Genomic DNA, 18,607 nt, shown 5'->3' on the forward strand with positions numbered 1-18,607 from the left:
AAATAACATTTGTAAGATTACTCAAAAAGACTCCGATGTTACATCGGAGTCTTTTTGAGTAATCTTATTGAAAAATTGAATAGGAGCAGTACTTAGGTTTGAGACTCATGCAAGTTTAAATTCTCTAGACAATTTTATTGAAAGGATTTGAGGGTGTTTAGATAGTTCATCAGCTCTATTTTGACTAGTTTCAAATATAACTAAACCTTTTAATCTAGCAATGTATACTATTGAACCAAATTCATTTAAATAGGTAAGGTTATTTTTGTCTCTAACTTGAATTAGATACTGTTTCTTCATCTTTCAACACCTCCACCAATTTTTCTATATTTAACAAACCAAATCCCTGCTCATACTTTTCAAAACCAATATCCGTACAAGTTTTATACATTTCAGTGATAACTTTTTCTATATCTTGTGTCGGTATTAATGCTGCTAAGATACCAGTAATTATAGGTGCTGAATACGATGTACCACTAACATTTCTATAAAAGCTATCAATTAAAATTCTTACATTACCGGGTGCCAATATATTTGGTTTTAAAAATGTTAAAACTCCTTTTCCACTAGAGTTGCTAACTTTACCTTCAACATTAATAGAACCGACGGTAATAGCTTTATCAGCTCTTCCGGGACACGTTATGGTATTACCCTCAGATTCACCGTCGTTTCCAGCTACGCTTACAACTATAATTCCTTCATCAACTATAGTATTGACATAATCACATAAGAAACAATCACCATTGCATTCTTCTTGAGAATAACTATTTTTACGATCCTTAAACGGCTGTAGTTCAAGTGATAAATTTACAATATCAAGTTTTTTTTCAGCAGCAAAATCTAAAGCTTGAATCAATAATGCTTCAGAAATATCATAACCATCGTGAGATACTTTAATACTTGTTATATTAGAACCTGAAGCATAGTATTTAACAATTTTAGCTACTTCAGTACCATGATCGACTACAATCGTATCATTGTATCCAGTGAAATCAATAGAATCAAATAGTTTAATTCCTGATTTCTTTTTTACACCTGAATCAATAATTCCGATGTTTACAGACCAACCTAAGTTTTGAGTCCTTCTTAACAAGTCTCTAGGAACCTGCGGTTGAAATTCTACTTCATTTCTAATACTACCGGCTAATTTAAATCGTCTAGATGAAGAAATTTTAAAAAATAAATTCAATTCTTCAATATAAGACTTGTTTAATGATTCAATAACAAATATGTTATTAAATAAAGCTTTATAAATTACTTTAACTCGATTATTAGATACTCGATTAATCATTTTTTCATCAATATTTCTAAATAATGATTGACATATATATTCCATAAAATTATATCAACTCGCTACTATGTTTTATTATACTTAATAAACAGAATAGCCTTTATAAAATTATTATACAACTAAAAAATGTAATTTTAGGAGTATTTAATTCTAAATTTACCCTAAATTCCAGTTTGAAAACTTAAATTAGTTAATCAATATAATTACTATACATTTTTTATATTCACTTATGATACGGCTCATTCCGATTAATCCGATACGCCCGATAAATCTGTTCACAGAGAATCATCTTCATCAATTGATGCGGGAATGTCATCTTTGAAAACGAGATCGTATCGTTCGCACGTTGCATCACTTCTGGTGCAAGACCGAGCGATCCACCGATGACGAAAGCAATCTTGCTCTTGCCATATGTCGCGAGTTGATCGAGTTCTTTTGCGAACTGTTCGCTCGTCCGTTGTTTTCCTTCAATAGCAAGTGCGAGGACGTGAACGTCCGGTCCGATCTTCGCTAAAATCCGTTCGCCCTCTTTTTTCTTCACTTGCGCCATCTCCGCTTCACTCAATTGCTCCGGTGCCTTTTCGTCCGCGACCTCGATTTCTTGGATCGAACAGTAGGCGCCGAGACGCTTCGTATATTCGGCGATACCTTGCTTCAAATACTTCTCTTTTAGCTTTCCGACCGTAATGATGGTAATTTGCATCTTATTTCTCGCTTTCTGACAGAAAATTCAGGAGTTATCCACAGAGTTATCCACAAATCCACATGTTGATATTTATTTTTTGCTTGACACAAGATATGTTGCCGGTGCGTCACAGTATTCACAGGTGATGTTTTTTTCTGGATTTAGCTGATCGAGAATCGGGTATTGTTCTGTTTCATCTACGATTTCGTCAAGCGCGAGCTCGACATGTTCTAAACAGACGTACTTATCCACAGGTTGTCTCCTCCTTTCACTTATCCACATTTATCCGCTTCCAGTATAACAAATATCGACCTTCCTGACCGGAAAAGCGACAGGTTTCCTCACTCAAAAAACCATCCACAGGTCGGACCTGTGGATGGTTTTTCAAGTGATGCCTTACTGAACGGTTGGCGACTGAGCCGACAACTTTACATCTGCTGTCTGTTTTTCACCGCCCCGGTAGAACGTGACTTTGACTGTTTCACCGACTTTTGCATCCCGGTAGAGGACACTTTTTAGGTCCGCGAACGATGCGATCGCTTTTCCGTTGATTTCAACGATGACATCGTTCGCTTTCATACCCGCTTTTTCGGCTCCACTGTTACGTGTTAGACCGACGACGACGATTCCTTTCGTTACATCATTCGGTAATTTCAGACGATCTTCGCGGTATCCGCTTGGGAATTCCTGCACGTCGCGAATCTGAATCCCGAGCTGTGGACGAACGACTTCACCGTTTTGCTCAAGGTCACGCATGATTGGTAACGCTTCGTTGATCGGAATCGCAAATCCGACTCCTTCAACACTTGCTTCCGCAATCTTCATCGAGTTAATCCCGATCAATTGACCAGCTGTGTTGATGAGTGCTCCACCGGAGTTCCCCGGGTTGATCGCTGCATCGGTTTGGATGACTTCTGTATTAAAGTCTTGCTGTCCATCCTTGTTCGTATCGACTGGAACCGTCCGTTCCTGCGCACTGATGACACCGCGCGTGACGGAGTTCGCGAAAATCCCGAGTGGGTTTCCGATCGCAAGCACCGTTTCACCGGCACGTAACGTATCCGAATCCCCCAGTTTTGCGACTTGTGTCACTTTCGATGAATCAATCGAGAGGACCGCTAAATCGTACGTCGGATCTTCGCCGAGGACTTTTGCCTCGAGTGCTGTTCCGTCAGATAACGTGACAGACAAGCGGCTCGCGCCTTCAACGACGTGGTAGTTCGTCACGACGTAGGCTTTATTGCCGTCTTTTTTATAGATGACGCCGGACCCTGCACCCGTTTCCTGATCGGTTCCTTGGAACGAGCTCTGAAGGTTCGTCACGCTCACGACGGCTTCCTTCGTCTTACCGACCGCACCGACGATATCAGCTTCATCCTCTGTCGTCTGTGTCGCAGTCTGTTCCGCTGTCGTCGACGAAACCGGAGTCGGACTCGTCATCTCATCGCGGACGAACGGCCACGCGACGAGAGCGATCAACAAGGCTCCGACTATTCCGCCGATCAGACCAACGAAAAAGGCTTTTCCGGCACCGCGACGACGCGGTGGTTCTGGTTGTTCTTCATATGGTTCACGATAAGGGCTGACCGGTTCGCTCGTTGCCGGCTGACGGGGCGGGAAGCCGCTCTCATCGGATGACTGTTCGTATCGTTCGGATTCGTTCCGTGGTTCTTCGGGTCGATCCATCGACATACGCCTCCTTTATGACTCTCTTTACACAAGTATACCCCCATCACGTGGCAAGTGAGCCAAATGTGGGGGTCTTTTGAGCATATTCAGTAATTTCCCATAATCAAAGCTTCAGGAGCGGTGTCGGAATGACCGGATCCGTGTCGAGAAGCTGAATCTTACTCAGATCGACGTCACGGCTCGCGAGCGTCTGGGAGACACTCATCCGGGCGAGTTCCTTCATGTTGTTGTCCTTGCTCAAGTGGGCCATGTGGATCCGTTTCGTTCGGTCATCCAGGACCTCGCTCATCGCGATTGCGGCGTCCTCGTTCGAGACGTGTCCGTAATCCCCAAGGATCCGTCGTTTGACGCTCCACGGGTAATGTCCCATCTGGAGCATACCGATATCATGGTTCGCTTCGAAGATATAGGCATCGGCGCCCCGAATGACACCTTTCATTCGGTCCGAGACGTATCCAGTATCGGTGATGTGTGCCAACCGTTTTCCTTCGTGGGCGAACTGGAAGAACATCGGATCGGCTGCATCGTGACTAACGTTGAATGATTCGACTTCGATGTCACCGAACTGCTTGACCTCTCCGACTTCCCAGAGGAACTTCAGCGCCGGATCAATCTTACCAATCTTCGCTTCCATCGCTGCCCATGTCTTTTCATTCGCATAGAGCGGGATATTGTACTTCCGCGCCATGATGCCGACGCCTTTGATATGGTCGGAGTGCTCATGGGTGACGAACAGACCATCGATGCCATGTGGCGACCGGTCGATCTGGTCGAACAAGGCGAGCATCGCCTTGCCGGTCAATCCCGCGTCGACGAGCAAGCGGGTCTGTTCACTTTCGATATAGAGGGCGTTCCCCGTCGAGCCACTGGCCATGACGCTGTAGTGTAGGCTCATCGTGCATTCCTCATTTCTCTGAGACTGTATCCAATCGTTCGACGGTCTGGACACCGCCATCAATCGCATTGACGAAATAGACTTCTTCATTATCGAGCTCGATTTGCCACGTCGGCGGCAGGATTTGGACGGATTCCGTGCCTTCCGTGACGAGACAGAAATAACCGAGCTTGTGACTCGTCAACCGCTTCGATGCCGGGAACAAGCCTTGCTCCGACAACTGGACGATTGCTTCACTTGCCGATAACAACGTCACGTCCTGCGCTTGCCGGACGACCTTGTTCAAGTGGCGTTGTTTGTAGCTGACGATTTCCTTCGCATCGTTGAGCTGCAAGACGAGCAGGGACGGTCCGATCATCGCATCGTCCTCACGCGACTGCTGTGGTGTCGAATAGAGCGGCTGTCCCTTATACGTCTGAACGAATGTCATCTCCTGATACTTACTATCATACTTCCAAAATGTATATTCGGCACCATATCGAACTGATGCTTGAACGAACGATGAAGCAGAATCTCGCATCGTCTTCGCATCGAGTCGATACGGTTTCGTCAACCGGACCGACCACTCGACATCGTTCTTGACGGAGGCGACCGCGTCACGAATCGGTGAACTCGCGAGTGGCGCTAGCGTCCGCGCATCGACTTCGGCTGTTAAATAGCCGATGTCTCGCGTAACCGGTTGTAGTTTTTTCTCATCGATTTGACGATCCTTCAAGATCGATTTACCGGTCGCACTCGTCGCGACGATCCGCGGTTCGACCATCCGGTCCATCAATTGAATGGCAAGGTAGACGTTCAGGATCAAAAAGGTCAGCATCAATAAGGTCTTCGCTTTATTCCAGTCCATTCATCCTCACCCCTCATTCCCGACAGCTTGATTGATCGATTGCCAGACGCCGTCGATTTTGATGAACCACGTCGGCTCAAAGACGGCGTAGCGGCTCGTTGAAATCTTATACGTCATCTCATATCCAATCCGGATTCCACTGATCTCTTTTAAGAGATCAGCACGGCTCAGACGTTCGAGAACCGTTTCAACAGCTGGCACCGTCTCTTCCCGAAGGATGAGCTTCCGCTTCGCTCGGAGCATGCTACGACTGAGCGACCGGACTTGATTTTCCTCATACATGATCTTCAGTGTCGCAAGATCGAACTTCGTCTGCTCGAGTAGCGGACCACTCTCCCCAAATACCGGATACCGGTTCAAGTACAACCGGAACGTCGCCGTCTGTTCCTCACTCTTTTTACTCATCTGATCAAAGTAATACCGGAAACCACTGCGTTGGGTATCTTGATCGAGCCAGCCCCCATGAATGTTGACATAGCTGACGAGCGTGCTGTAATCGACCGTCGAGCTTTGCGTATTCGGCGATAATGTATTGAAACGATACACATTATAGTTTCGGTCATACGTCGAAACGCTGACGCCGTCCGTTAAGACGTCGAGATCATCCCGACTCTTGATTTGCTGGACGTTCGAGTTCTCGGCAAAAAAGGCACTCCGAATGCGGTCGAGTGGTTTCGGCGATTGCCCCACCTCGTCATAGACGAAGACTTGCTCTAGTCGCGTCGTACCGCTCGCGACATACGTATAATCGCCACCTTTGAGTTCGACGCGTGTCATCGGTTTTTTCTTATCATGCGCGAACAGTCGCTTCAGAACCGTCTCATCGCCGACGAGCTTGAAGTCCTTCAGGCGACCGGTCGCCGACTCGAGACGGAGGATTGGTCCATCATAATCGAGTAAATAGAGTCGTTTGATCGGTTCCGAGAAGGCGATCTGTTTTTCTCCGAGTAACTCTTCAAGAATCGTCGCACTGATCGGTGTCGGGAAGATCATCTCGACACTCCGGTCACCGACCGGGATGTTGTTCGCTTTATCCGTCAAGACGAGGACACCGATGTTAAACGACGCACCGATTCGGTTAAGGAAGGTCCGACCGATGATTTGTGTCTGATAGATCCCTTCCTGATCCGAATAGACGAGTAGTTCCGGGTTGATCAGTTGGTTGCTTTCAATCGTCTTTGAGGCATCGATCTCGTTGAACGAGACCTGTTCCCGCTCGATTGATTCACTGCTTGGATGATAGGTCCAGAGCATCGCTGTCTGAGCGATCGAACCGGCAACAAGCAGGACGAGTAACAGCGAACTCCAGTGTTGTTTCTTCATCCGGCATCCACCTCTTCGATCACCTCATACGGAAGCGTGAAGTAAATCGTCGTGCCGCGTCCCCATTCACTTTCTGCCCAGATGTCGCCACCATGTGCTGAAACGACATCTTTTGCGATCGACAGACCAAGACCGGTGCCGCCGATTTTACGGGCACGGGCTTTATCGACACGATAGAAGCGTTCGAAGATTTTTTGGAGATTCGCTTTCGGGATTCCGACACCTTCATCCTTGATGCTGATGACGATCCGTTTTGCCCGGAGCATCGTCCGGACAGTGATCGTTCCGCCTTCCGGTGAGTACTTGATTGCATTCGTCAGAATGTTGTCTGCGACTTGGATCAATTTATCCTGATCCCCACGGATATAGACTTTCCGCTTCATGATCTTACGACGGAAACGAATTCGTTCCGGTTTCGTCATGTCATGGCGATCGAGAATCTCATTCAGGAACTGAATGTAATCGAAGCGGACCTTGTTCATCTTGTATTCCTTACTGTCCATCTTCGACAGCTGTAAAAGATCGGTGACGAGGCGGATCATCCGCTCCGTCTCGTTTTGTGTCGTCTCAAGGAAACGCGGTGCGAGTTCCTCGTCCTGATACGCTCCTTCTGCCAAGGCTTCGAGATAGCTGCGCATCGTCGTCAGCGGTGTCCGGAGCTCGTGACTGACGTTCGCGACGAATTCGCGACGATCCTGTTCGACTTGCTCCTGTTCCGTGACGTCATGCAGGACGACGATCATCCCGGTAATCGGACCACTGTGTTTCTTGACGGGCGAGAAGAATGCCCGGACGAGGAACAATTCGTCCTCACTACTGAAATCAAGCAGACGCGGTGGCATCGTACCATCTTCCGGAATCATGAAATCGTCACCGAGTGCCAGTAAGTCCTTCAAGTTCGTTCCGACGACGCTCGCATCGTCCGCACCGACGATATCCTTCGCTTGATCGTTCATCAAGATGACGCGCAGTGTTCGATCCGTCGCGATGACGCCATCGGTCATGTTCTCAAGGACGCTCGTCAACTTCCGTCGTTCAGCTTCCGTCGTCGCGTTCGCTTCGAGTAGCTCATCCGTCAATTCGTTGAAGGAACGGGCGAGTTGCCCGATCTCATCGTCCGAATAGACCTTAACCTTCCGCGAGAAGTTCCCGCGTCGCATCTCGATCGCTTGACGCCGCATATCGGAAATCGGACGCGTGATCGTCCGCGACAGCAACACACCGAGAATTGACGTGATGACGAGGGCGATGACCGTTCCGGTCGCAAGAATCCGCGTAACCTGTTGCATCTGCGAATAGATTGACTCCATCGAAGCGCGAACATAAATCATACCGGTCGTTACGCCGTCTCGTTCCGAGGTAACCGGTACGGCAAAGATCCGGATCTTATCCTCTGATTCCGGATCAAGCACGGTGTCTGTCCGGGTCGAGCTCGTTGCCTGCGCTTTTTTAATCAGTGAATTCGTCGCCCGTTGTCCGACTGCTGATTGGTTCTCGTTATCCGATGTCGCCTGGATGATCGAGTCCTGGTCAATGATCTGAACTTCGAGGATGTCGTTCCTTGAGGTGGAGCCATTACTAAACTCAGACAGCAGTTGCCCTAGTGATTGGGACAACTGCCGCTTGGAGGCGTCATCATCGCCTGTTTTATCGAATTCCTTCCCGACGTTATAGGCGACAAGACCTGCTCGGTCCTCGACCGACTTCGAGAAGTTCGTAATGTACTGCTTTTCAAGGGAACGAACGAAATAGACGCCAATGACCTGCATCGCCACTAAAATCAATAAGGCATAGATGACGACGAGTTTCCATTGGATGGATTTAAAGAAGTTCGTTCCTTTTAACATCGTTATTCATTCTCCCCGTCTTGGAGATAATAGCCGACACCACGACGCGTCATGATGTAAACTGGCGTACTTGGGTTATCTTCGACTTTCTCACGGAGACGACGCACCGTTACGTCGACTGTCCGGACGTCACCGAAGTAGTCATAGCCCCAGACCGTTTGCAACAAATGCTCACGTGTCATGACTTGACCGATGTTTTTCGCGAGGTAGTGCAACAATTCGAACTCACGCTGCGTCAGCTCGATCTTTTGATCCTTACGTGTCACCGTATGCGAATTCGTATCGATATACAGTTCTCCGACTTTGAGTGGACCTGGTCCAACCGGTTGTGGTGTAGCTTCCGGACTCGTGTTGCGTAAGTGGACTTTCACGCGGGCAAGTAACTCGCGCGAGCTGAATGGCTTCGTCACGTAATCGTTCGCGCCAAGCTCAAGACCAAGTACCGTATCGATCTCGGAATCCTTCGCTGTCAACATGATGATCGGAATCTTCGACGTCTTCCGGACTTCCCGGCAGACCTCCATCCCGTCCATTAACGGGAGCATGATGTCGAGTAACATCAAATCCGGTTTGAACTCCTCGAATTTCTCTAATGCCTCCACGCCGTCATTTGCGATCGCGACCTGGTAGCCTTCTTTTTCTAATTTAAACTTGAGTATATCTGCAATCGGTAACTCGTCATCGACGACTAGAATTTTGCGTTCCGTCACTGGGTGTGCCCCCTTAAAAATTTCTATTCAATCTATTTTACCTGTTTTTTCGGCATATAGAAAGGTGGCGACGGAAACTCCCGGCGCCACTCTCTCTGCTGTTCGTCGTCTCACGGGAGAGGTTCCACGTGAAACACTGTATTCAGTATACCTGTTTTTGCTTCCGTTTGTGAACCATTTCGCACAAAAAACAGCCTCTTGCGGGAGGCAAGAGGCTGTTGGGACTTATGCTTCTTCGTAGAGATCACGCAAGACGACTGTCTGTTCACGACCCGGTCCGACCGAGAACGTGACGAGCGAGATACCTGTGAGATCCGCAATCCGCTTGACGTAGTTCTGTGCGTTCAACGGTAGATCTTCAAAGCGACGGACACCTGTGATGTCCTCTTTCCAGCCCGGCAGTTCTTCGTAAACTGGAACACATGCTTCGAGATCACGGAAGCTTGCTGGGTACTCATCGATCTGTTTTCCGTTGAATTCGTACGATGTACAGATCTTCAACGTGTCGAGTCCTGTCAAAACGTCGATTGAGTTGAGCGCAAGATCCGTCAACCCACTTGTACGGCGCGAGTGGCGAACGACGACAGAGTCGAACCAACCAACACGACGCGGACGTCCTGTCGTCGTCCCGTATTCACGACCGACTTCACGGATTTGGTGACCGATGTCATCGAACAATTCCGTTGGGAACGGACCGTCACCGACACGTGACGTGTACGCTTTACAGACACCGACGACGTGATCAATCCGAGCTGGACCGACACCGACACCCGATGCGACACCACCGGCAGATGCGTTCGATGATGTAACGAACGGGTACGTTCCGTGGTCAAGGTCGAGTAAGACACCTTGTGCGCCTTCGAACAACACTTTTTCGCCGTGATCGAGGCTATCGTTGACGACGACGGATGTATCGCAGACGTATTTCGCGAACTCTTGTCCATACGCATAGTACTCTTCGAAGATATCGTCGAACGCGATTGGTTCAGCGTCATACATCTTCGTGAACATCCGGTTCTTTTGGTCGAGAACGATCTTCAACTTCTCAGCGAACGTTTCTTTGTCGAGTAAGTCTGCCATCCGGATTCCGATGCGTGCGGCTTTATCCATGTAGCACGGTCCGATTCCTTTTAGCGTCGTTCCGACTTTTGCGTCGCCCTTCGCTTCTTCTTCTAACTGATCCTGCAACTGATGATACGGCAAGATGACATGCGCCCGATTCGAAATTAACAAGTTATCCGTTGAGACACCACGATCGTGCAGATACTTCAATTCCTTGACGAGTGATTTCGGGTTGACGACGAGACCGTTCCCGATGACACATTTCTTATCCGAGTAAAAAATACCTGATGGGATCAAGTGCAATTTGTACGTCTCGTTATTGAATACGATCGTATGTCCTGCATTGTCTCCACCTTGATAACGTGCTACGACGTCGGCTTGTTTCGAGAGAAAATCGGTGATTTTCCCTTTTCCTTCGTCGCCCCACTGTGTTCCGACTACTACTACTGATGACATCTTATCATCCACCTCCACGTACGATTCAAAACCACGACTAAGTGTAACGCGATAAAAAAGAGAAGTCAACCAAATACCGAACAATTAATTGTTACAATTCTCTTTCGTTCGTTTAATTATCGTTTTTGATAAATAAACTGAGAATCTTTAGGTGAAAATAAAAAAAGCTACGCTTTGTCTCCGATCGATCGAAGACAAAGCGTAGCTTGGATTAAGCTGGTGGCGCGTACGAGTTACTTGGCTCGAGATCCACGAACTTGTTGAATTCTTTTCGGAAGGCAAGTTTGACGGTACCGGTTGGACCATTCCGCTGTTTTGCGATGATGATCTCAATCGTGTTCGCATCTTCCGTTTCTTTATTGTAGTAATCGTCACGATACAAGAAGGCGACGATATCGGCATCTTGCTCGATTGCTCCCGATTCCCGGATATCCGACATCATCGGTCGCTTATCTTGACGACTCTCAACCCCACGGGAGAGCTGCGATAAGGCGATGACGGGGACTTCGAGTTCACGCGCGAGTGATTTCAAGGAACGGGAAATTTCCGAGACCTCTTGTTGACGGTTGTCGCTGGAGCGACCATTCCCTTGAATCAGCTGCAAGTAATCGATCATGATCATCCCAAGACCGTGCTCCTGCTTCAAACGACGGCACTTCGCCCGGATATCGTTGACCCGAATCCCTGGTGTATCGTCGATGTAGATGCCGGCTTGAGACAGGTTACTCATCGCAAGCGATAACTTGCCCCAGTCCTCTTCCTCGAGTTGACCAGTCCGCAGACGCTGCGCATCGACGTTTCCTTCGGCACAGAGCATCCGCATGACGAGCTGTTCGGCACCCATCTCAAGACTAAAGATGGCGACGTTCTCGTCAGCGCGTGTCGCGACGTTTTGCGAGATGTTCAAGGCAAACGCCGTCTTCCCGACCGATGGACGTGCTGCGACGATGATTAGATCGTTACGCTGGAAGCCGGCCGTCATTTTATCGAGATCCTGGAAACCGGTCGGAATCCCCGTCGTCTCGCCGCTTTGCTTATGCAATTTATCAATCGTTGCATAGGCACTCGTCAAGACGTCCGAGATTGGAATGAAGCTTGCGCTTCCTTTTCCTTGTGATACTTCGAGAATCTTCCGTTCTGCCTCATTCAGCAGGACATCGACCTCGTTTTGCCGTTCGTATCCGTCAGTGACGATTTCGCCTGCCGTCCGAATGAGACGCCGAAGCGTCGACTTCTGGTCAACGACATTGACGTAGTAATTGATGTTGGCTGCGGTTGGTACACCTTCCGCTAGTTCCGCTAGATACGGTAGACCACCGATCTCATCTAGGATGCCAAGCGTACTGAGCTCGGCTGTCACCGTGACGAGGTCGATCGCTTCGCCTCGGTCGGACAGCACGAGCATCGCTTCGAAGATCCGTTGGTGAGAGGCACGGTAAAAGTCCTGCGGTAACAGACGTTCTGATGCACTGATCAAACGATCCGCATCAATCATGATCGCCCCTAGGACGGCTTGTTCTGCCTCGATACTTTGGGGAGGCATATTTTGCATGACTTCACTCATCACCGTTCCCCTTTTCTACTCACGCCTCTTTGACCTGAACGTTCAGCGTCGCTGTCACTTCGTTGTGTAGCTTCAATGGTACCTTCGTAAAGCCGAGTGCCTTGATTGGGTGCTCGAGCTCGATTTTACGTTTGTCGATTTTGTAACCCATGCTCTTGAGTGCTTCCGCGATCTGTTTGCTTGTGACAGAACCGAAGACACGACCGCCTTCACCGGCTTTCGTCGAGACGACGATCGTCTCTTTTTCGATTTTCTCTTTTAACGCTTGTGCGTCAAGCAAGTTCTGTTTCGCTTCTTCTGCTGCTTTACGTTCATGTGCTTCATGTTGCTTCAAGTTGCCAGTCGTCGCAGGACGCGCCAACTTTTTCTTGAAGAGTACGTTATTTGCATAAGCATCGGCCACGTCTTTGACGTCTCCTGCTTTACCTTGTCCTTTTACATCTTGTAAGAAAATAACCTTCATTCTGATTCCTCTCCTTTTGTCTCATCTTCTAGATATTGATCGATCGCTTTACGCAACGCATCCGCGACCGTGACGACCGATTCTGACATCTGTGTCGCCGCGTTCGTCAAGTGACCGCCGCCTCCGAGCGTCTCCATGATCAACTGGACGTTGACTTCTCCGAGTGAACGGGCACTGATCGCTGTCCGTCCGTCTTGAAGTTCCGCGATGACGAAGGCAGCACGAATGCCTTGAAGCGACAACAATTGATCAGCCGCTTGTGCGATCAAGACTTGATCGTGAATGACGCCAGGTTCCGCTGTCGCAATCGCCATCCCTTTCGTATAGACCTCGGACCGCTCGAGGATATGTGACTGCTCAACGTACGTCTCAAGATCCTGACTGAGGAACTCTTGCACGAGCACCGTGTCAGCACCTTGTGAACGCAAGTAAGATGCAGCATCGAACGTCCGCGAGCCGGTCCGAAGCGCAAAGCCTTTCGTATCGACGATGATTCCGGCAAGTAACGCCGTCGCCTCAAGCATCGATAGCTTCTGATTCGTCGGCTGGTACTCGATTAACTCGGTGACGAGCTCTGACGTCGACGATGCGTAAGGCTCGAGATAAACGAGGACCGCATCTTCGATGAAATCCTCCCCGCGCCGGTGATGATCAATGACGACCATATGCTCGAATCGATCGAGTAACGTCGGTACGACGACGAGCGACGGTTTGTGGGTATCGACGACGACGAGTAACGTCTGATCGTCAATCAACTGATCCGCTTGAAACGCATTGACGAACCGTGTCTCGAGTTGTGGTACTTCAGCGATCTCGTCCATCATCCGGCGAATCCCGCGACCGATTTCTTCTGGCGGTAAGACGATATGCGCTTCCTTATCGTTCATTTCCGCAAGCTTCAAAATCCCGATCGCTGATCCGAGTGCATCCATATCCGGATTCTTATGCCCCATGATCAGGACACGGCTTGATTCCTGCATTAAGTCACGAAGCGAGTTGGCAATGACCCGTGCCCGGACACGTGTCCGTTTTTCTGTCGGGTTCGTCTTGCCACCATAGAAGCGGACTTTCCCGTCGCGTTTGATGACGACTTGGTCGCCTCCCCGTCCTAGCGCGAGATCGAGACTCGATTGAGCCATCAGACCAAGCGAAGGAATCGGATCACTACCGCAACCAATTCCGATCGATAACGTCAACTGGACACCACGCTGACTCGTCTCTTCGCGCACGATATCAAGAATCGTGAACTTCGATCGTTCAAGAATCCGTAGATTCTCTTCTGTCGTGACGATGAAGTATCGATCAGATGCGGTTCGTTTGATATACGTTCCGTGTTCGGCTGCCCAGTGATTCAACAGTTGCGTAACTCGGCTGTTCAACTCACTGCGCAACTGATCTTCGATACCTTGTGTCATCTCATCGTAGTTATCAAGATAGATGACGCCGATGACCGTCTGATTATCGACGAGTTGTTGTTCGACTTGTGCTTCTTCTGTCATATCGAACAGATAGAACGTCCGGTTCTCATGATTTGAAAAGACGCGATATACGGCATCACCGATTTCAAGCGTCGCTTGGTCCTCGTTCGTCGCGACCATCTCGATGAATAAGGGATCGAGCTCATTGAGCGTCTGTCCCATCGCTACATCATCAAAGATGTCCCGCATCGGATCATTGAACCAGGTGACGAGGGTTTCCTCATCGTATAACAAAATCCCGATTGGCATGTTCGTCAACGCATCTTGTCCCGTCTCCTCGACTTGCATCGAGATTCCGGCGACATACGCCTCCCATGCCCTGCGTGCACGGCGTTCTTCGAATAGGTGCAATCCGAAGAGGAGGGCAGTCACGACGGCTCCGATAGCGGAGATGATCGGTTCACGTACAGCGACGACGAGAAGCAGACCGACGATTAATAGATACGGAATGAAGCGAACGATGCGTCGTTCTCGTTCCGGTGATACTTGTTGACCTGACTCCATCGTGTCCTCCTTATATGCTCTATAGGGTTCATTTAAATTTTTAGTAACTTGTTTATTATAACCGAAAAGCAGGAGGGGATGAAAGGGAAGCGAAAAAAAGCACCATCCTCACGTATGAGGATGGTGCTACGAAATCAGTCAGCCACGTATGGGATTAAAGCCATTTGACGTGCGCGTTTGATTGCGATTGTAAGTGGACGTTGGTATTTCGCTGAAGTACCAGTCACACGACGTGGAAGAATCTTACCGCGTTCCGAAATGAAACGTTTGAGAAGTTCTACGTCTTTATAATCGATATGAGTGATGTGGTTCGACGTGAAGTAACATACTTTACGACGACGTTTTCCACCTGGACGACGTGCCATGTGATTAACCTCCTTTTTAACTTGGATTTTTCAGGACGATTTCCTTAGAACGGGAGATCGTCGTCTGAAAGGTCGATCGAACTACCGCCGCTGAACGGATCAGCGCCGAAGCCCGAATTCGATGAAGCGGGTGCTGGCGAGGAAGAGTTGTTCTGCTGTTGCTGTGAACCCCATCCTGCAGCATTCCCGTTTCCACCAGTAGATGAAGCGTAGCCTTCGCTACCATCCGAAGAACGGCTCGCGTTACGTGACTCAAGGAAGCGGACGCTATCAGCGACGACTTCCGCACGATAACGGCGTTGCCCTTCTTTATCGTCGTAGCTGCTAATCTGGAGGCGACCCTCTACACCAGCAAGACTACCTTTCTTCAAATACTGAGCAACGTTCTCTGCTTGCTTGCGCCAAACGACGCAATCGATGAAATCAGCTTCTCGCTTCCCATCTTGCCCTGTGAAAGGACGGTCACATGCGAGTGTGAATCGCGTTACCGCAATCCCGCTCTGCGTATAACGCATTTCCGGGTCACGAGTTAACCGACCGACTAAAACGACGCGGTTAATCATCAGAATCACTCTCCTGTTTCAGCTTATTTCTCGTCTTTTGTGATCATTAAGCGAACGATATCGTCACTGATCTTCATGAGACGGTCAAGTTCTTTTGTAGCTGCTGGTTCAGCAGAAACGTTAAGAAGAACGTAGAACCCTTCACGCATATCATTGATTTCGTAAGCGAAACGACGTTTACCCATTTCAGTTGTTTTATCAACTGTACCACCGTTATCAGTGAGGACTTTGTTGAAACGCTCCACTGTTGCTTTGCGTGCTTCCTCATCAAGTTCCGGACGGATGATGTAAAGTACTTCGTATTTACGCATATCTGTCACCTCCTCTTGGACTGGCGGCTCGAATGTTCGAGCAAGGAGCAATAATTCATTACTCACATTCGTTAATACTACCAAAGTATTTTGCTTTATGCAATAACGATTCGTTTTCGATTAGACGTTGAAGCGGAATGTGACGACATCGCCGTCTTGGAAGACATATTCCTTACCTTCTGAACGGTAACGTCCTTGTTCCTTGACTGTCGCCATGTTGCCTGCTGCTGCTAAATCTTCGTACGAAACGACTTCTGCACGGATGAATCCACGTTCGAAGTCCGAGTGGATGACACCCGCACATTGTGGAGCTTTCATCCCTTTTTTGAACGTCCAAGCGCGTACTTCTTTTTCACCTGCTGTGAAGTATGTCGCAAGACCAAGCGTGCTGTATGCTGCATGGATCAATTGATCAAGACCTGATTCTTCGATTCCGAGATCGACGAGGAACTCTTGACGTTCTTCTGGCTCAAGCTCCGCAATCTCTTCTTCAATCCGAGCACAGATGACGATGACTTCAGAACCTTCTTTTTCTGCGAATTCGCGTACGAGACGGACATTTTCGTTATTGTCCGCATCTGCGACTTCATCTTCGCCGACGTTTGCGACGTAAAGCATCGGTTTCATCGTCAACAATTGGAAGTGTTTGACGAGAGCTGCTTGATCTTCGTTCAATTCAGCGAGACGTGCTGGTTTCTCATCTTCGAGTAATGCTTGCACGATTTCAAGTGCTTCGAGTTCAGCCGCTGCGTTTTTATCGCGTGACTTGACTTGTTTTTGGACACGCTGAATCCGTTTTTCGACTTGCTCGAGGTCTGCGAGGATCAATTCGAGGTTGATCGTCTCGATATCATCGATCGGTGAGACTTTCCCGGCCACGTGTGTGATGTTTTCATCGACGAAACAACGCACGACCTGACAGATCGCATCTACCTCACGAATGTTCGCGAGGAATTTATTTCCGAGACCTTCCCCTTTAGACGCACCTTTTACGATACCTGCGATATCCGTGAATTCGAATGCTGTCGGGATCGTCTTTTTCGGGTTGACGAGTTCCGTCAATTTCCGAAGACGTGCATCTGGTACTTCAACGACACCGACGTTCGGGTCGATCGTTGCGAACGGGTAGTTCGCTGCCTCTACACCTGCTTGTGTGATGGCGTTAAAAAGTGTTGATTTTCCTACGTTTGGTAAGCCAACGATTCCTGCTGTTAATCCCACTTGGAATTCCTCCTTTTCGGTATTTCCTAGGAAATCCGTGCTAGCGGCCGCAGTGGGTAGAATGATTACACCACGTCAGCACATCTTTCACAATTATAGATAGTTCAATTTTTTTAAGCAAGGAGCTCGACCGTCTTTTTTACTCACGTCCTAACCGAACGCAACCGCTCCACTTAGGCAAGACAATGAAAAAGCGAATCTAATCACGAGGATCAGATCCGCTTTTCATCACTCTGGTAAGACTTTTTTCAATCGTTTATCAAAATCACGACGTGGCATCAAGATACTTGCCCCGCAACCTTGACATTTGATTCGGATATCCATGCCGACCCGAATGATTTGCCATCGGTTCGTACCACATGGATGCTGCTTCTTCATCTCAACATAATCATGGAGTTGATACGTTTTTGGAATCATCCGTTTGTCCACCATTCTTTTGTTCTGGATTCATCATGACCATCCGTGGATACGGGATCTTGATGTTCTCTTCTTCGAGTCCTTGCTTCAATTCTTTCCGGATCAGACGACCAGCTTGGAAATGTTGCATCGGTGGTACTTCTGCCATCAAACGATAGACGACTTCAGAAGGACCAAGTGTCTGGACGCCAAGCATCTGGATCGGTTCGACGAACATATCGACATACTTCTTCGTCGTCCGGTCTGCGATCTCATGCAAGACTTGTTCGACCCGCTCGAGATCTTCGTCATAGGAGACTTGGACGTCGACGAGTGCAAAACTGTTGTCGACCGAATAGTTCGTCACTTGCAAAATCTGACCGTTCGGGATGATGTGAATCTCCCCGTTGAGTCCTTTGAGTTTCGTCGTCCGGATCCCAAGTTCCGTGACGACTCCTTCAATCACACCGACGCGTACATAATCTCCGACTTTAAACTGGCGTTCGAAGATGATGAACGCTCCGGTAATGATATCTTGTACCAAGTTCTTCGCACCGAACGAAATCGCAAGACCGGCGATTCCGGCACTGGCAACGAGACCGGTGATGTTGATACCGAACTGACTGAGCACCGTCAACAACATGACGATTCCGAGCACGTAACGGATCGCATTTTGGAGCAACTTCAACAGTGTCTCGTTCTGTCGTTGCGCCAAGTAGTCCTGGTCATTGATTTTCCTGATCGTAAAGAGACGCGAGACTGCCCCAGTCAAAACGCGCGTTAACACATAGAACGCCGCGATGATGATGAGCGCAATCAGTAATTTCATCCCAAAACGAATCCACATATCCGCATCCATTACTTGATTGATTAGTTTATCGACTTGGGCGACGGATTCTTGTACATCTTGATTGGTAGCCATTCTCTCATCCTTTCT

Annotated in this window: 20 protein-coding genes; all 20 read right to left on the minus strand. The window is 48.5% G+C overall.

The annotated features are described in order from the left end of the window. Positions 1–105 precede the first annotated feature (105 nt). The gene (locus AYO36_RS13850) at positions 106–300 is read right to left on the minus strand and encodes a hypothetical protein (RefSeq protein ID WP_064300768.1); all 195 of its coding nucleotides are present in this window, start codon (positions 298–300) and stop codon (positions 106–108) included. Beyond that, entirely contained in the window at positions 272–1,336 is a 1,065-nt protein-coding gene (locus tag AYO36_RS13855; RefSeq protein ID WP_082874253.1) for a S8 family peptidase, read from the minus strand. Before AYO36_RS13855 ends, AYO36_RS13850 begins: the two co-directional genes overlap by 29 nt. Positions 1,337–1,514: 178 nt before the next feature. Then, positions 1,515–1,994: a 23S rRNA (pseudouridine(1915)-N(3))-methyltransferase RlmH gene (gene rlmH, locus AYO36_RS13860; protein WP_023469837.1), complete on the minus strand. Its 480-nt coding sequence runs from the start codon at positions 1,992–1,994 to the stop codon at positions 1,515–1,517. A 72-nt stretch (positions 1,995–2,066) separates the two neighbouring features. After that, complete coding sequence (locus AYO36_RS13865; protein ID WP_023469838.1) at positions 2,067–2,228, minus strand: CxxH/CxxC protein; 162 nt, start codon at positions 2,226–2,228, stop codon at positions 2,067–2,069. Positions 2,229–2,372: 144 nt separating this feature from the next. After that, positions 2,373–3,662, minus strand: coding sequence for a S1C family serine protease (locus AYO36_RS13870; RefSeq protein WP_023469839.1), 1,290 nt, complete (start codon positions 3,660–3,662; stop codon positions 2,373–2,375). 106 nt (positions 3,663–3,768) lie between these two features. After that, a complete protein-coding gene (locus AYO36_RS13875) occupies positions 3,769–4,560 on the minus strand; it encodes an MBL fold metallo-hydrolase (RefSeq protein ID WP_023469840.1) in 792 nt (263 codons plus the stop codon). A 10-nt stretch (positions 4,561–4,570) separates the two neighbouring features. Further along, a complete protein-coding gene (locus tag AYO36_RS13880; protein WP_064300770.1) occupies positions 4,571–5,407 on the minus strand; it encodes a two-component system regulatory protein YycI in 837 nt (278 codons plus the stop codon). Positions 5,408–5,413: 6 nt separating this feature from the next. Beyond that, the gene (yycH, locus tag AYO36_RS13885; RefSeq protein ID WP_023469842.1) at positions 5,414–6,730 is read right to left on the minus strand and encodes a two-component system activity regulator YycH; all 1,317 of its coding nucleotides are present in this window, start codon (positions 6,728–6,730) and stop codon (positions 5,414–5,416) included. Beyond that, the gene (gene walK, locus AYO36_RS13890; RefSeq protein ID WP_029343019.1) at positions 6,727–8,577 is read right to left on the minus strand and encodes a cell wall metabolism sensor histidine kinase WalK; all 1,851 of its coding nucleotides are present in this window, start codon (positions 8,575–8,577) and stop codon (positions 6,727–6,729) included. The genes yycH and walK overlap by 4 nt, the downstream gene beginning before the upstream one ends. Before the next feature lie 2 nt (positions 8,578–8,579). Beyond that, positions 8,580–9,287, minus strand: a complete 708-nt coding sequence (gene yycF, locus AYO36_RS13895; protein ID WP_023469844.1) for a response regulator YycF — start codon at positions 9,285–9,287, stop codon at positions 8,580–8,582. Positions 9,288–9,512: 225 nt separating this feature from the next. After that, positions 9,513–10,805: an adenylosuccinate synthase gene (locus AYO36_RS13900; RefSeq protein WP_023469845.1), complete on the minus strand. Its 1,293-nt coding sequence runs from the start codon at positions 10,803–10,805 to the stop codon at positions 9,513–9,515. Positions 10,806–11,016: 211 nt separating this feature from the next. Continuing rightward, positions 11,017–12,369, minus strand: a complete 1,353-nt coding sequence (dnaB, locus tag AYO36_RS13905; protein WP_023469846.1) for a replicative DNA helicase — start codon at positions 12,367–12,369, stop codon at positions 11,017–11,019. Positions 12,370–12,388: 19 nt separating this feature from the next. Further along, complete coding sequence (rplI, locus tag AYO36_RS13910; RefSeq protein ID WP_023469847.1) at positions 12,389–12,832, minus strand: 50S ribosomal protein L9; 444 nt, start codon at positions 12,830–12,832, stop codon at positions 12,389–12,391. Further along, the gene (locus AYO36_RS13915) at positions 12,829–14,814 is read right to left on the minus strand and encodes a DHH family phosphoesterase (RefSeq protein WP_064300771.1); all 1,986 of its coding nucleotides are present in this window, start codon (positions 14,812–14,814) and stop codon (positions 12,829–12,831) included. The genes rplI and AYO36_RS13915 overlap by 4 nt, the downstream gene beginning before the upstream one ends. Positions 14,815–14,948: 134 nt before the next feature. Continuing rightward, entirely contained in the window at positions 14,949–15,179 is a 231-nt protein-coding gene (rpsR, locus tag AYO36_RS13920) for a 30S ribosomal protein S18 (protein ID WP_023469849.1), read from the minus strand. A 44-nt stretch (positions 15,180–15,223) separates the two neighbouring features. After that, a complete protein-coding gene (gene ssb, locus AYO36_RS13925; protein ID WP_023469850.1) occupies positions 15,224–15,742 on the minus strand; it encodes a single-stranded DNA-binding protein in 519 nt (172 codons plus the stop codon). A gap of 23 nt (positions 15,743–15,765) precedes the next feature. Beyond that, positions 15,766–16,053, minus strand: coding sequence for a 30S ribosomal protein S6 (gene rpsF, locus AYO36_RS13930; protein WP_023469851.1), 288 nt, complete (start codon positions 16,051–16,053; stop codon positions 15,766–15,768). Between the two features lie 120 nt (positions 16,054–16,173). Further along, positions 16,174–17,274, minus strand: a complete 1,101-nt coding sequence (gene ychF, locus AYO36_RS13935) for a redox-regulated ATPase YchF (RefSeq protein WP_023469852.1) — start codon at positions 17,272–17,274, stop codon at positions 16,174–16,176. A gap of 228 nt (positions 17,275–17,502) precedes the next feature. After that, complete coding sequence (locus AYO36_RS13940) at positions 17,503–17,691, minus strand: DUF951 domain-containing protein (RefSeq protein WP_023469853.1); 189 nt, start codon at positions 17,689–17,691, stop codon at positions 17,503–17,505. Then, entirely contained in the window at positions 17,663–18,592 is a 930-nt protein-coding gene (locus AYO36_RS13945; protein WP_064300772.1) for a mechanosensitive ion channel family protein, read from the minus strand. Before AYO36_RS13945 ends, AYO36_RS13940 begins: the two co-directional genes overlap by 29 nt. Positions 18,593–18,607 lie beyond the last annotated feature (15 nt).

The sequence above is a fragment of the Exiguobacterium sp. KKBO11 genome, assembly GCF_001644945.1.
Classification (GTDB): Bacteria; Bacillota; Bacilli; order Exiguobacteriales; family Exiguobacteriaceae; genus Exiguobacterium_A; species Exiguobacterium_A abrahamii.

Coding starts and splice junctions, on each gene's coding strand:
- rpsR (WP_023469849.1), bottom strand. CDS start 15,179: ATGGCACGTCGTCCAGGTGGAAAACGTCGTCGTAAAGTATGTTACTTC.
- walK (WP_029343019.1), bottom strand. CDS start 8,577: ATGTTAAAAGGAACGAACTTCTTTAAATCCATCCAATGGAAACTCGTC.
- rpsF (WP_023469851.1), bottom strand. CDS start 16,053: ATGCGTAAATACGAAGTACTTTACATCATCCGTCCGGAACTTGATGAG.
- dnaB (WP_023469846.1), bottom strand. CDS start 12,369: ATGAGTGAAGTCATGCAAAATATGCCTCCCCAAAGTATCGAGGCAGAA.
- ssb (WP_023469850.1), bottom strand. CDS start 15,742: ATGATTAACCGCGTCGTTTTAGTCGGTCGGTTAACTCGTGACCCGGAA.
- yycH (WP_023469842.1), bottom strand. CDS start 6,730: ATGAAGAAACAACACTGGAGTTCGCTGTTACTCGTCCTGCTTGTTGCC.
- AYO36_RS13945 (WP_064300772.1), bottom strand. CDS start 18,592: ATGGCTACCAATCAAGATGTACAAGAATCCGTCGCCCAAGTCGATAAA.
- AYO36_RS13850 (WP_064300768.1), bottom strand. CDS start 300: ATGAAGAAACAGTATCTAATTCAAGTTAGAGACAAAAATAACCTTACC.
- AYO36_RS13875 (WP_023469840.1), bottom strand. CDS start 4,560: ATGAGCCTACACTACAGCGTCATGGCCAGTGGCTCGACGGGGAACGCC.
- AYO36_RS13880 (WP_064300770.1), bottom strand. CDS start 5,407: ATGGACTGGAATAAAGCGAAGACCTTATTGATGCTGACCTTTTTGATC.
- rplI (WP_023469847.1), bottom strand. CDS start 12,832: ATGAAGGTTATTTTCTTACAAGATGTAAAAGGACAAGGTAAAGCAGGA.
- AYO36_RS13940 (WP_023469853.1), bottom strand. CDS start 17,691: ATGATTCCAAAAACGTATCAACTCCATGATTATGTTGAGATGAAGAAG.
- AYO36_RS13915 (WP_064300771.1), bottom strand. CDS start 14,814: ATGGAGTCAGGTCAACAAGTATCACCGGAACGAGAACGACGCATCGTT.
- AYO36_RS13855 (WP_082874253.1), bottom strand. CDS start 1,336: ATGGAATATATATGTCAATCATTATTTAGAAATATTGATGAAAAAATG.
- AYO36_RS13870 (WP_023469839.1), bottom strand. CDS start 3,662: ATGGATCGACCCGAAGAACCACGGAACGAATCCGAACGATACGAACAG.
- AYO36_RS13900 (WP_023469845.1), bottom strand. CDS start 10,805: ATGTCATCAGTAGTAGTAGTCGGAACACAGTGGGGCGACGAAGGAAAA.
- rlmH (WP_023469837.1), bottom strand. CDS start 1,994: ATGCAAATTACCATCATTACGGTCGGAAAGCTAAAAGAGAAGTATTTG.